Source organism: Comamonas sp. Z3, assembly GCF_008121565.1.
In the GTDB taxonomy this organism is placed as follows: Bacteria; Pseudomonadota; Gammaproteobacteria; order Burkholderiales; family Burkholderiaceae_C; genus Comamonas; species Comamonas brasiliensis.
Genome location: NZ_VOQU01000002.1, coordinates 336630 through 350073, shown reverse-complemented (window position 1 = coordinate 350073; position 13444 = coordinate 336630). Strand labels below are relative to the sequence as shown.

Sequence of the window (13444 nt, the reverse complement as noted above, 5' to 3'; positions counted from 1 at the left end):
TGAAGCCTTCATCAGTCCAGCTTGATATTGGCGCGCTTGGCCACGGCCGTGTAGCGCTCGATCGCAGTCTTGATCTGCTTGGCAAACTGCTCGGGCGTGTTGCCCATGGACTCGCCGGAGATGGACTTCTGCTTTTCCAGATAGTCGGGCGAAGCCATGACCTTGTGGGCCGCAGCATTGAGTTTGTCGATGATGGGCTTGGGTGTGCCCGCAGGCGCCACCAGGCCAAACCAGCCGCCGTCGCCCATCTGGGGGTAGCCCAGCTCGGTATAGGTGGGTACATCGGGCAGCACATCGCTGCGCTTGAGGGCCAGCACGGCCAGGGGACGCAGCTGGCCGGCCTTGATATGCGGCAGGGTCGAAGGCAGGTTGTCCGTCATGGCATTGACCTGTCCGCCCAGTGCATCGGTAATGGCCTGGCCCGCCCCCTTGTAGGGAATGTGCAGCAGCTGGATACCAGCCAGATTCATGAAGTTCTCGATATTGGCATGACCCAGCGAACCCGTGCCCGGCGAGGCAAAGGTGTACTTGTCGGGGTTGGCCTTGGCCAGCGCGATGAATTCCTTCATGGTCTTGGCAGGCACGCTGGCGTTCACGACGAAGACGCTGGGCACGCTCATCACATTGGTGATGGGAGCAAAGTCCTTGATCGCGTCATAGGGCAGCTTGCGGAAGATGGCCGGGTTGGAGCCATGGGTGGACACCGTGGCCATGCCGATGGTGTAGCCGTCGGGAGCGGCCTTGGCGATTTCCGAAGCGCCGATGGAGCCGCCGGCTCCGCCACGGTTGTCCACCACCACGGCCTTGCCCAGTATCTGGCCCATCTTGTCGGCCAGCAGGCGCGCCACCATGTCGGTGGAGCCACCGGCTCCAAAGGGCACGATCAGGCGGATGGGGCGATTGGGGTAGTCCGCCGCTGCATTCGCAGCGAACGCGGGGGACAGCGCGGCGGCTGCGGCGCAGGCGGCAATGGATGACAGAACGGTACGACGAATAGCCATGCGGCTTCTCCTTGACTGGTTATGAGTCGGTCGAAGGGCTCAGGACTTGGCACTCCAACCTTTTTTTCATTCTGTGCCGCAGGCCGCGCCACGAAAAGCGACAAGAAGGCACGCAAGTATTACCAGCCGTCATAATTCAAGCCGTCATGCGCATGCACTCCCCGTCCCTGTCCGAACTTCACGCCTTTGCCGCAGCCGCCCGCCTGGGCAGTTACTCGCTCGCCGCCCAGGAGCTGTATGTGACGCAGGGCGGCATCAGCCGAGCCATTGCCAGGCTTGAGGAGCATCTGGGCTTTGCCCTGTTCGAGCGCCTGGGCAGACGCAACGCGCTCACTGCGGCAGGACAGGACTATCTGCAGGCGATTGAGCCCGCCGTGATGGCGATCGAATCCGCATCGGCCGCCGCACGCAGGCGCCGCCATGGGCCCCAGCTGCGCCTGTCGGTCATTCCCACGCTGTTCAGCCACTGGCTGATTCCGCGCCTGCCCGACTTCAACCGCCGTCATCCGCAAATCATGCTCTCCTTCGCGCCCTACCGGCGCGACGATCCGCTCAATGCGCCGGAGATCGATGCCTGGATTCGCGTCGGCAGCCAGCAATGGCCGGCGGGCGTGGAAGCCGAGTATGTGATCGGCCGCGACCTCATCCCCATCTGCCACCCGCGCGAGCTGCAAGGGCCGAACCCCATCTGCAGCGAGCAGGATCTGCTGAGCCGCCCGCTGCTGTTCCACACCAACTACCCGGGCAACTGGGCCAGCTGGATGCAGGCCCGGGGCCTGAGCCAGCCCTGCCCCGCCCCGGTCGCGGACTTTGAGACCGTGGCCCTGCTGGTGCAGGCCGTGGCAGCCGGCATGGGCGTGGCCATGGTGCAGCGCTGCCTGGTGGAAGAGGATCTGGCATCGGGCCGCGTGGCGCTGGCGCTGGATGCGCCGGTGCATATCGAGCGCGGCTACTTTCTGTGCCAGCAAGGCAACCGGCCTCCCACGGAGGCCTTAAGACAGTTTCGCAGCTGGATACTGGAGCAGGCCGAACCCCGGGCCGTCAGTGACTGAGGCCCGGCCGGACACTGGCGCGAATACAACAAACACTCTTGAGTCAGATCAAGATTTCACGCAAAACAGCTTTCCAGCCAATGCGCCAATCAGCGCCAGGCTCTGGAAAGCACCCACTGGCAGCAGGCACTTGCGCAGACCAGCGCGGCATAGGCGAGCATCTTGCCATCGCGTGAAAACAGCCAGAGACTGGCCAGCAAAACCGCTACACCCAATATGAAATTAATAGCTACTTGTGCAATGAATGATTGGGCTCCAGCCTTGTTTTGCTTGAACCATCGAGCGCAGATCGCCAGGCCCAGTGCGAGAAAAAAAGCCGGGGCGACGAAGTTGAGTAAATGATTAACGCTCGCAACAAGATCCATGGCAACAATCGATTCCAAGGCTTTGAGACCGGGGGGTGCCCAATCCGGTTCTAAATTTTATAATCCCCTGTTATGGCAGTCTGGGCTTTAGGTATCAATCACCACACGGCTCCGCTCGATATGCGGGGCCGTTTTGCGTTCGCGCTCGATCAGATCGCGCCGACGCTGCAAGGCCTGCGCGCATCCCTGTCCCACGCGGGCCGGGCTCACAGCGCCGTGGAAACCGCCATCCTCTCCACCTGCAACCGCACCGAGATCTACTGCGCTGCCGACGCCCCCGCCATGGACCACACCATGCACTGGCTGGCCAACAGCGGCGGCGTGGCGCCTGAGCTTCTGCGCCAGCACTCGTATCTGCTGCAGGATGGCTTGGTCGCCCGCCACGCCTTCCGTGTGGCCTCGGGGCTGGACTCCATGGTGCTGGGCGAGGCACAGATCCTCGGCCAGATGAAGAACGCCGTGCGTGCGGCCGAGACTGCAGGTGCCCTGGGCACCACGCTCAACCAGCTGTTTCAACGCAGCTTTGCCGTGGCCAAGGAAGTGCGCAGCTCCACCGAGATCGGTGCGCACAGCATCTCCATGGCTGCCGCTGCCGTGCGCCTGGCCGGCCAGCTGTTTGAAGACCTGAGCAAGATTCGCGTGCTGTTCGTGGGCGCGGGCGAGATGATCGAGCTGGTCTCCACCCACTTTGCCGCACGCAACCCCAGGCAGATCACCATCGCCAATCGCACCATGGAGCGTGGCGAGAAGCTGGCCGCCCAGTTCGGCGCCGGCACCATGCGTCTGGCCGACCTGCCCGAGCATCTGCACGAATACGACGCCATCATCAGTTGCACGGCATCCACCCTGCCCATCATCGGCCTGGGTGCCGTGGAGTCCGCCCTCAAGAAACGCAAGCGCCGCCCCATCTTCATGGTGGACCTGGCCGTTCCGCGCGATATCGAATCCGAGGTCAAGAACCTCAACGACGTCTATCTCTATACCGTGGATGATCTGGCAACCGTCGTGCGCACCGGTCAGGCCCAGCGCCAGGCCGCCGTGCAACAGGCCGAGGTCATCATCGACACCGGCGTGCAAAGCTTCATGCAATGGATGGACCAGCGCAACCCCCTGGGCGGCGCGGTCTCGCTGATCCAGCAGGTCAACGCCCAGGCCGACGAATGGCGCGCGCTGGAAATTGCCCGTGCCAAGAAGCTGCTGGCCAAGGGCGAAGACATCGACACCGTGCTGGAAGCGCTCTCGCGCGGTCTCACACAGAAAATGCTGCACGGCACCATGGCCGAGCTGCACAAGGGCGACGCCGAAGAACGCGCCCAGACCGCAGACACCGTCTCCCGTCTGTTCCTGCGCGCCAGCCGCAACCCCAGCAAGCTTTAGCGGCGCTCGCCCGCTTCGGCGCTGCCGTCCTCGTGCAGCGCATGGCCCGGTCGTGGCCTGCCCCCCTCTCTTTCCTGTCCCCACCAAGGTGGCCGCTGCGCGCCACCCTTTCCAAGCCTTAGCTACTCCCTATGCAAGACTTTTTGCGCAACCAGCTCGAACGCTATGCCCAACGCCTGCAGGAGCTGGATTTCCTGCTCTCGCGCGAAGACATCATGGGCGACATGAAGCAGTACCGCACCATCTCGCGCGAACATGCCGATGTGACGGCCATTGCCAGCCGCTACACGCGCTACCTGCAGACCGAAGCCGACATTGCCGCCGCGCGTGAAATGCTGGACGACCCCGACATGGCCGAAATGGCGCAGGAAGAGATCGGCAGCGGCGAAGCCGAGCTGATCAAGCTCGAGGACGAGCTGCAGCGCCTGCTGCTGCCCAAGGACCCCGACGATGCCCGCCCCGCCTTTGTCGAAATCCGCGCTGGCACGGGTGGCGACGAATCGGCCCTGTTTGCCGGCGACCTGACCCGCATGTACACCCGCTACGCCGCCAACGTGGGCTGGAAGGTGGAAGTGATGAGCGCCAGCGAAAACGAAATCGGCGGCTACAAGGAAGTGGTGCTGCGCATCGAGGGCGACAACGTGTACGGCGCACTGCGCTTCGAGTCGGGCGGCCACCGCGTGCAGCGTGTGCCCGCCACCGAAACCCAGGGGCGCATCCACACCAGCGCCTGCACCGTGGCCGTGATGCCGGAGCCCGACGAGGCCGAGGCCATCACGCTCAATCCTGCCGATCTGCGCATCGACACCTTTCGCGCCAGCGGCGCCGGCGGCCAGCATATCAACAAGACCGACTCCGCCGTGCGCGTGGTCCACCTGCCCACGGGCATCGTGGCCGAGTGCCAGGACGGCCGCAGCCAGCACAGCAACAAGGCCAAGGCCCTGCAGGTGCTGCAGGCCCGCATCCAGGAAAAGGAACGCAGCGAGCGGGCCGCCAAGGAAGCGGCCATGCGCAAGGGCCTGATCGGCTCGGGCGACCGCAGCGATCGCATCCGCACCTACAACTTTCCCCAGGGTCGCCTCACCGACCATCGCATCAACCTCACGCTGTACAAGCTGCTGGCAGTGATGGAAGGCGATCTGGGGGATGTGATCCAGGCCCTGCAACATGCGCGCGAGGCCGAGCTGCTGGCGGAGCTGGCCGCTTCCTGAGTCCGCACAGGCTGCACCGGCTCGAACAGGGTCCGTTCGAACGCTCCGCCAGAAATGGGGACAATCTCAAGATGACAAAGCGCTTTTTGCCGGTTCTGGTTTCGGCCCTGCTCTCCAGTCTTTTGCTCGCATCGACCGCCGCCCAGGCGCAGGCCCTGCGCAAGCCGTCTGCCTATGACTCGGGCGCGGGGCGTCCAGTCGATGCGGCGGGCAGCCGCAACACGCCCGCCAGCCTGCCCATGCTGGCCGGCCGCGCCGATTTCGATCGCCTGGCCCGCATCTTCGACCCGGCCAGCGCCATGCCCCATGTGCTGTTTGTGATCGACCGTCACAGCAAGAGTGCGCCGCTGCATTTCATCAACACGCCGCGATACGCGTTTCACGAAGATTTTCTGCGCGCCAAAGGCCTGCTGCAGGGCGGAAAGCCTGCGCTCAACCGCAATTACCGCGAGCCGGGTCGTCGCTTCATTCTCGGTACGCTGAGCTGGCAGCCCGCGCTCAAGGACTACAGCTACGAGTTCTGGGAGGGCGACCAGCTCACGCCCGAGCTGCTGCAGACCACGGCCGCCGCGCTGAGCACCGGATTTTTCGCGCCGGCTCGCTTCAAGGCCAACTCCACACAGCAGGAAGCCGTGGCCCGGCAGGCCGGTGTTGAAGCGGTTACGCAGGCCCAGCTGCTGGGTGCCCAGACCTATCTGCCGCTGAACCAGGGCCAGGCCGTGGGCCGGCTGCGCATCCTGAACCAGGCCGAAGGGGTGAATGACCTCCAGCCCAGGGACATCGTGCTGCTGCGCGAAGTGCCCATCAGCCTGCCGCCCGTGGCCGGTGTGGTGACGGAGCGCCCCTCCACGGTGCTGTCCCATGTCAATCTGCTGGCGCGCGGCTGGGGCATACCCAATGCCTATGTGCAAAAAGCCGCCGAGCATTACGCGGACTTCAACGGCCGCTGGGTGCATATCGACGTTCAGCCCGCCAGCTTTGCGCTGCGCGCCGCCACGGCTGCCGAACAGCAGAGCGCGCAGCAGCAGGCACTGCGCCAGCCCGCCAAGGGCAGCAAGGTCTTGCTGCAGCCCGATCTGCGTCGCAGCGAACTGGTGCCCCTGGCCGGCCTGCGCAGCGCGGATCGCCGCCGCTGCGGTGCCAAGGCCGCCAATCTGGGCGAGATCCAGTCCGCCGGCCTGGCGGACGTCAGCGTGCCCGATGGCTTTTGCATTCCGTTTGCCGCCTATGCCGACTTCATGCGCGCCAACGGCCTGACCGAGCGCATTGCCCGCATGCGCCAGCAGCCCGGTTTTCCGACGGATGCAGGCCTTCGAAAGCAGGCCCTGTCCGCGCTGCAGGCCGAAATCGAGCAATGGCCCGTCAGCCCGGCCGTGGCAGATGCCTGGGCACAGCGCTGGTCCGGCCAGCTGGGCAGCCAGGGCGTGTTCGTACGCAGCTCTTCCAGCTCCGAGGACCTGCCCAACTTCAGCGGAGCAGGCCTGTACACCACCGTGCCCAATGTGCGCAGCGGCACGGATCTGGCCGCCGCCGTGCGCAAGGTCTGGGCCTCGGTCTACAACTTCGAGGCCTGGGAAGCCAGACAGGCAGCGGGCATCGACGACGCGCAGGTGATGATGTCGGTGTTTGTGCAAAAAGCCGTGGACTCCTCCGCATCGGGCGTGATGATCACCCGCGACCCCTTCGACGCCTCGCACCGCCACATGAGCTATATCGCCGCCAAGCGCGGCATAGGCATCCGCGTGGTCGAGGGCCGACGGGTCGCAGAGCAAATCCTCTACTCCAGCCGCAGCAAGGCCGTGCAGGTGCTCAACCGTTCCCAGGACGATGTGGCGCTGCAGCTGGATGCCAGGGGCGGCGTGCGTGAAGTGGCGGTGACTGCCGGCCGCGCCGTGCTCAGCGACGCACTGGTGCAGCGACTGGCCCGCGCCGGAGCCGGCATCAAGCAACGCTTTGGCGGCCGGGATCAGGACATCGAGTGGGCCGTGCAGGGCGACCAGCTCATCATCCTGCAGGCGCGCCCCTTCATCTCGGCGCCCGGGCGTTGAAGATCCGCCATGCTGAATTTCGAGTCACCTGTCGTCATTGAGATGCTGCAAGCCCGGGGCTGGACCCCGCAGCGAGAGGTCGCCATTCCCGTGCCTGTGCAAAGCGCTCTGGGACGTCAGCCCAGTCTGGCCACCCACCCTGCCGTGGCGGCACTGCAGAACCTGGCGGGTTTGCACATAGGCCAGGTGGGCAAGGGCCGGGAATGCGCCAGCAGCGATATAGAGTTTGACTGGCTTGAAGCGTGTTTCACCGGGGAAGATGCAGACGACGCCCTGCTCTCCTGGGAACAGCGCCTGCACACCCGGCTGATAGCCGTTGCCGAAGTTCACCATGCCCACGGCCAGCTGCTGATGGCGGGCGATGGACGCTGCTTTTCCTGGTCCTTTGTAGGCATGAGCTTCGAGGGCGAGAATATTCAGCAGGCGCTGGAACATCTGTTGCTGGGTATACGTTCGCGCCCCATGCTGGAGCCCGGCCAGTCGTCGACCCAGCTGTACGCCACGCTCTACAAGGCGGGCGACCCCGAGATATACCCTTGCTGAATTCCCGAAGAAGATGGCCACCGGCCAAGCCATGACCGAACCCTCGCCCCCCACTTTCTCCGTCGCTCAAGCCCTGCAGCAAGCCGCCCGCCAAGGCCTGGCGCGTGTCGATGCACAGATGCTGCTGCTGCACTTGATGCGACAGCCAGCGCATGCCCGTGCCTGGCTCATCACCCATGACAGCGATGCCCTGAGCCAGGAGCAGCAGCAGCGCTGGGGCCAGCTGTGCGCCCTGCGCCAGCAAGGCATGCCTGTCGCCTACCTGACCGGAAGCAAGGAGTTCTACGGCCTGGATCTGGCCGTGGACAGCAGGGTGCTGGACCCGCGCCCCGATACCGAGACCCTGGTGGACTGGGCGCTGGAGCTCATACCTGAAGGGCAGCCGGTTCGCGTTGTAGACCTGGGCACCGGCAGCGGCGCCATCGCTCTGGCCCTGCAAAGCCAGCGCCCCTCAGCCCGGGTCATCGCCGTGGACGCCAGCGCCGATGCCCTGGCCGTGGCCCGCAGCAACGCCGCCCGGCTCCAGCTACCCGTGCAGTTCGCCCATGGCAGCTGGCTGGAGCCTCTGGACGGGCTGGAACCCGTCGATCTGATCGTCAGCAATCCGCCCTATATCCGCTCCGACGACCCGCACCTGGCGGCGCTGACCCACGAACCGCTGTCGGCCCTGGCCAGCGGCGCGGATGGGCTGGAGGACATACGCAGCATCATCGACCAGGCTCCGGCCCGCCTGAAAGACGGCGGCTGGCTGCTCTTCGAGCATGGCTGGGATCAGGCCGAAGACGTGGCGCGGCTCATGCAAGCGGCCGGCTTCGAACAGGTCCAGCACCGCCACGACCTGGCCGGCATTGCGCGCTGCACGGGCGCCTGCCTGAGCGGCAAGGCTTGATTTCCAGACCTCCACCCCAAAATATCCAGTCAGCAAGATTTCCTCACAGCATCGCATTCCTTGCGGTCGGTGAAATAATTGCAGACATCGCGGCTGGTACCGCCATTTCCAAAATCCGGAGCCCACTATGAGCAACACTCAACAACGCATCGACGACCTGGTCAAGAACAACGACATCCTGCTGTTCATGAAGGGCAACGCCAGCTTCCCTCAGTGCGGCTTCTCCGGCCGCGCCATCCAGATCCTCAAGGCCTGCGGCGTGGATGCCAAGTCCATCGCCACCGTGAACGTGCTGGAAGATCAGGAAATCCGCCAGGGCATCAAGGACTACAGCCAGTGGCCCACGATTCCCCAGCTCTACATCAAGGGCGAATTCATCGGTGGCTCGGACATCATGATGGAGATGTACGAATCGGGCGAACTGCAGCAAGTGCTGGCCGCCAAGTAAGCCCCATCCCGTCTGCAAGCCACCGGCACCCCGGTGGCTTTTTTCATGCCGCCTCCCAGACCCGCCCCCCCCCACCACTGCTGCATCCATATCGATGGCAGCGCCCTGCCCAACCCCGGCCCCATGAGCCTGGGCGTGTTGCTGCAGCTGCCCGACGGCAGCCGCCATACGCTGTCGCAGAATCTGCACCGTAGCGGCTGCAACAACGAAGCAGAGCTGCGCGCCCTGATGGCCGCCCTGAAGCTGGCACGCGATCTCGGCGCGCGCAGCCTGACCGTGCGCACCGACTCCCAGGTCCTGCTGGAGCAGCTCGGCCCGCCGACGGCCAAGCCGGCGCGGCCCATCGCCCGACTCGCCCCGCTGTTCGAGGCCGCCCGTGCACAGATGCAGGACTTTGACGAGCTGGTTCTGCAATGGGTGCCCAGACACCGCAATACCGAGGCCGATGCGCTGGCACGCATGGCCCATTCGGCAGCCCCGCTTCAGTCCTGAAGCCAGTACAGCTGCCTGCCACAGGCTTTATGTGGTCGAATAGAGACTCCTTGATAACCGGCCGCAGGCACGTCGACGTGCCGCAGCAGCCCTGCCTATGAGTGTGTCCCAAAGCCTTGCGGTGATTGTTCTGCTGATTCTGCTCAGCGCCTTTTTCTCTGTGGCGGAGATTTCTCTGGCCGCCTCGCGTCGCCTGCGCCTGCGCCAGATGGCCGACGATGGCAATGAGGGAGCCGAGCATGCCCTGCGCGTACAGGAGCAGCCGGGCGAATATTTCACCGTGGTGCAAGTGGGACAGAATGCCGTCGCCATCCTCGGCGGCATCGTCGGCGAGGGTGCGTTCAGCCCCGCACTGACCGAGTTTTTCTCGATCTGGTTCTCGCCCAGCCTCTCGACGACCCTCGGGTTCCTGCTCTCGTTTTTCATAGTCACCTCGGCCTTCATCCTGCTGGCCGACCTGTTGCCGCGCCGCATCAGCATGAACGAGCCCGAGCGCTATGTGGTGCGGGTACTCGCGCCCATGCGCTGGTTTGTGGTGATCTTCAAGCCCGTCATCTGGTTCTACAACCTGGCGACCGACACCCTGTTTCGCCTGCTGGGCCTGCCGGCCACGCGCGACGAGCGCATCACCAGCGACGACATCCTGGCCATGACCGAAGCGGGCACCAAGGCCGGCGTGCTGGCCGCCCGCGAGCAGCAGGTGATTGCCAACGTGTTCGAACTGGACTCGCGCATCGTGGCCTCTGCCATGACGCAGCGCGAGCGCATTGCCTTTTTCTTCAAGGATGACGCCGACGCCATCATCCGCGCCCGCATTGCCGAGGAGCCCTTCTCCACCTACCCGGTCTGCGACGGCGATATCGACCATGTGATCGGCTATGTGGACGCCAAGGACCTGTTCCAGCGCGCGCTCAACAACCAGCCTCTGTCCCTGCAGGATGGATCGCTGATTCACAAGGTGCTCATCGTGCCCGACCGACTGAGTCTTGCAGAGGTGCTGGAGCAGTTCCGCATGGTGCACGAAGACTTTGCCGTCATCGTCAACGAGTACAGCCGCGTCGTCGGTGTCGTCACCCTGAACGATGTGATGAGCACGGTGATGGGCGATCTGGTCAGTCCTTCTGACGAGGAAGAGCAGATCATCCGCCGTGACGAGCATTCCTGGCTGATCGACGGTGTCACTCCCGTCGAGGACGTGATGCGTGTGCTGCATCTGGACGATATGCCGCATGACGATGAATACGAAACCCTGGGCGGCTTCCTGATGGTCATGCTGCGCCGCGTGCCGCGCCGCACCGATGCGGTGATCTGGGGCGGCTACAAGTTTGAAGTGCTGGACGTGGACAGCTACCGCATCGACCAGGTCATGGTGACCCACCTTCCCGAGCCGGCTGCGGAATCTGCCGCACCTTCGGCGGCCGCTGCGGCCAAGGTACAGGGCAGCGCTGCCCAGGCCCAGGCAAGCAAAAGCAGCCACTCCTGAATCAGGAGCTTCTTGCGCTTACCCTAAAAGGACTTCAGATTCTTTTCTTGCTGAAACCAATGAAAAGAGAGCGCCAATCGCTCTCTTTTTTATATCTCCACGGTATCAGACCGACTGCGGCTCTTCCACCAGCCAACGCCGCTGGGCGCCGAACACGGCATTCGGATACTGGGGCTGGCCCCGGCTGCCGTTGTAGCGGCCCAGTGCCATATAGGCATCGCCTTTTTCGCGCTCCATGTAGTGGCGCAGGATCACGCAGCCGAAGCGCAGATTGGTCTGCATGTGGAACAGCTTGCCGATATCGCCGTCACCGATCAGCCGCATCCAGAACGGCATGATCTGCATATAGCCACGCGCGCCCACGCTGGAGATGGCGTACTTGCGATAGCCGCTCTCCACCTGGATCAGACCCATGACCATGGACACATCGAGGCCCGCGCGCTTGGACTCGTACCAGACGGTCTGCAGGAACTCGCGCCGCGCCTGCAGGTCGGGCTTGCGCTTGGCCAGCTTGTCGCTGCTGGCCACCAGCCAGCGCAGATAGCTCATGCGCGCCGCTGTGGAGGCGAACTCCAGTTCGGGCGGCGCTCCCGAACCCGCCACGGCCGCGCTGAGCGCCGTACGAACGGAGTCGGCCAGCGGCTCTTCGAGCTGCCCCCCGGCCCAGGCCGCCTGCGGCCACAGCCAGCCGGCCGCCGGGGCGGCAAGCGCAGCGGCAGTCCTCAGGCAGTGGCGTCGGCTCAGCAGGGTTTCGGGCATGGAAACAGCAGCTTACAAGCCCAGGCGGCTCTTGAGGTGACCCAGCACCTCATTCGTCGCCAGCTTTGTAGCTTCTGTGTCACGGCGCTGCTGGTACTCGACCACGCCTTCCTTCAGGCCACGGTCGCCCAGCACCACGCGGTGGGGCACGCCGATCAGCTCCCAGTCGGCCAGCATGGCACCGGGGCGCTCGTCGCGGTCGTCCAGGATCACGTCCACGCCCAGTGCCAGCAGCTCGCCGTAGAGCTTCTCGGCCTCGGTCTTCACGGCCTCGCTGCGGCCCATGCCGATGGGGCAGATCACCACGGTGAACGGTGCAATCGCATCGGGCCAGATCATGCCGCGCTCGTCGTGGTTCTGCTCCACGGCAGCGGCGGGCAGGCGGGTCACGCCAATGCCGTAGCAGCCCATCTCGAAGTGCTGGGGCTTGCCGTTGTCGCCGAGGAAAGTGGCGTCCATGGCCTTGGAGTACTTGGTGCCCAGGTAGAACACATGACCGATTTCAATGCCGCGCTCGATCGCCAGTTCGCCCGCGCCGTCGGGCGAGCGGTCGCCAGCCACCACATTGCGCAGATCGGCCACCACGGCGGGCTCGGGCAGGTCGCGGCCGAAGTTCACGCCGGTGATGTGGAAGTCTTCCTCGTTGGCACCGCAGACCCAGTCGGCCATCACGGCCACATCGCGGTCCACCACGATGTTCACGGGCTTCTTCAGGCCGATGGGACCCAGATAGCCGGGCTTGGCACCGAAGTGCTCCTCGATCTCGCCCACGGTCGCGAAACGGAAGCCCGCCAGGCCTTCGACCTTGCCGACCTTGATCTCGTTCATCTCGTGGTCGCCGCGCAGCAGCAGCAGCCACACCTGCGTCTTGACGATCAGGCCCTTGTCGTCCAGTTCGTCCGTGGCCAGCACCAGCGACTTCACGGTCTGCGCCAAGGGCAGACCCAGCTGCTCGGCCACGGCTTCGCAGGTGCTGTTGCCGGGAGTGGAGACCTTTTGCAGGGCCTGGGCGGCGGCAGGACGTGCCTGGGTGGGCGCCAGGCTCTCGGCCTTCTCGATATTGGCCGCGTAGTCGCTGTTCGGGCAGTAGACGATGGCGTCCTCGCCCGTTGAAGCGATGACCTGGAACTCTTCGCTCAGATCGCCGCCGATGGCGCCCGAGTCGGCACGCACGGCGCGGTACTGCAGGCCGAAGCGGTCGAAGATGCGCTTATAGGCTTCGCGCATGGTCTGGTAGCTGATCTGGGCCGCATCGCGGTCCTTGTCGAAGGAATAGGCGTCCTTCATGATGAACTCGCGACCGCGCATCAGGCCGAAGCGCGGACGGCGCTCGTCGCGGAACTTGGTCTGGATCTGGTAGAGGTTCTTGGGCAGCTGCTTGTAGCTCTTGAACTCCTGACGCGCGATATCGGTGACCACCTCTTCGGAAGTAGGCTGGATCACGAAATCACGGCCATGGCGGTCCTGGATGCGCAGCAACTCGGGGCCCATCTTCTCGAAGCGGCCGGTTTCCTGCCACAGCTCGGCAGGCTGGACCACGGGCATGGTGGTTTCGATGGCGCCGGCGCGGTTCATTTCCTCGCGCACGATGGCCTCGACCTTGCGGATCACGCGCAGGCCCATGGGCATGTAGTTGTAAATGCCAGCACCCAGCTTTTTGATCATGCCAGCCCGCATCATGAGCTTGTGGCTGACCACTTCGGCGTCGGCCGGAGCTTCTTTCAGGGTGGAGATGAGAAATTGGGTGGCTTTCATGGAACTGGCAATTCAGTGGAA

13 protein-coding genes are annotated in these 13444 nt (G+C 64.5%); 9 read left to right on the top strand and 4 right to left on the bottom strand.

The window, feature by feature from the left end:
* Window positions 1–11: 11 nt before the first annotated feature.
* A complete protein-coding gene (locus FSY59_RS06285) occupies window positions 12–1001 on the bottom strand; it encodes a tripartite tricarboxylate transporter substrate binding protein BugE (RefSeq protein ID WP_003058506.1) in 990 nt (329 codons plus the stop codon).
* 146 nt (window positions 1002–1147) lie between these two features.
* Between FSY59_RS06285 and FSY59_RS06280 the strand changes: the two genes are divergently transcribed.
* Window positions 1148–2053: a LysR substrate-binding domain-containing protein gene (locus FSY59_RS06280; protein ID WP_003058507.1), complete on the top strand. Its 906-nt coding sequence runs from the start codon at window positions 1148–1150 to the stop codon at window positions 2051–2053.
* 89 nt (window positions 2054–2142) lie between these two features.
* Here FSY59_RS06280 and FSY59_RS06275 read toward each other — a convergent pair whose 3' ends face one another.
* A complete protein-coding gene (locus FSY59_RS06275) occupies window positions 2143–2418 on the bottom strand; it encodes a hypothetical protein (RefSeq protein ID WP_034400790.1) in 276 nt (91 codons plus the stop codon).
* 72 nt (window positions 2419–2490) lie between these two features.
* Between FSY59_RS06275 and hemA the strand changes: the two genes are divergently transcribed.
* The 8 genes from hemA to FSY59_RS06235 all read left to right on the top strand — a co-directional run bounded on the left by hemA (window position 2491) and on the right by FSY59_RS06235 (window position 10909).
* Window positions 2491–3795: a glutamyl-tRNA reductase gene (gene hemA / locus FSY59_RS06270; protein ID WP_148728677.1), complete on the top strand. Its 1305-nt coding sequence runs from the start codon at window positions 2491–2493 to the stop codon at window positions 3793–3795.
* Between the two features lie 131 nt (window positions 3796–3926).
* Window positions 3927–5006, top strand: a complete 1080-nt coding sequence (gene prfA, locus FSY59_RS06265) for a peptide chain release factor 1 (protein ID WP_003058512.1) — start codon at window positions 3927–3929, stop codon at window positions 5004–5006.
* Between the two features lie 71 nt (window positions 5007–5077).
* Entirely contained in the window at window positions 5078–7054 is a 1977-nt protein-coding gene (locus FSY59_RS06260) for a PEP/pyruvate-binding domain-containing protein (protein WP_043370932.1), read from the top strand.
* Window positions 7055–7063: 9 nt separating this feature from the next.
* Window positions 7064–7597 (top strand): SUKH-3 domain-containing protein, encoded by a 534-nt coding sequence (locus FSY59_RS06255; protein ID WP_148728676.1) that lies wholly within the window; start codon window positions 7064–7066, stop codon window positions 7595–7597.
* A gap of 13 nt (window positions 7598–7610) precedes the next feature.
* The gene (gene prmC / locus FSY59_RS06250; RefSeq protein WP_148728675.1) at window positions 7611–8486 is read left to right on the top strand and encodes a peptide chain release factor N(5)-glutamine methyltransferase; all 876 of its coding nucleotides are present in this window, start codon (window positions 7611–7613) and stop codon (window positions 8484–8486) included.
* A gap of 127 nt (window positions 8487–8613) precedes the next feature.
* Window positions 8614–8934: a Grx4 family monothiol glutaredoxin gene (gene grxD, locus FSY59_RS06245; protein ID WP_003058519.1), complete on the top strand. Its 321-nt coding sequence runs from the start codon at window positions 8614–8616 to the stop codon at window positions 8932–8934.
* 33 nt (window positions 8935–8967) lie between these two features.
* Window positions 8968–9426 carry a ribonuclease HI family protein gene (locus FSY59_RS06240; protein ID WP_148728674.1) on the top strand — a complete coding sequence of 153 codons (459 nt, stop codon included), beginning with the start codon at window positions 8968–8970 and terminating at the stop codon, window positions 9424–9426.
* 97 nt (window positions 9427–9523) lie between these two features.
* Entirely contained in the window at window positions 9524–10909 is a 1386-nt protein-coding gene (locus tag FSY59_RS06235) for a hemolysin family protein (RefSeq protein ID WP_003058523.1), read from the top strand.
* A gap of 105 nt (window positions 10910–11014) precedes the next feature.
* Here the strand turns inward: FSY59_RS06235 and FSY59_RS06230 are convergent, their stop codons facing one another.
* Window positions 11015–11668 carry a lytic transglycosylase domain-containing protein gene (locus tag FSY59_RS06230; RefSeq protein ID WP_003058525.1) on the bottom strand — a complete coding sequence of 218 codons (654 nt, stop codon included), beginning with the start codon at window positions 11666–11668 and terminating at the stop codon, window positions 11015–11017.
* Window positions 11669–11680: 12 nt separating this feature from the next.
* A complete protein-coding gene (locus FSY59_RS06225) occupies window positions 11681–13423 on the bottom strand; it encodes a proline--tRNA ligase (protein ID WP_003058527.1) in 1743 nt (580 codons plus the stop codon).
* Window positions 13424–13444 lie beyond the last annotated feature (21 nt).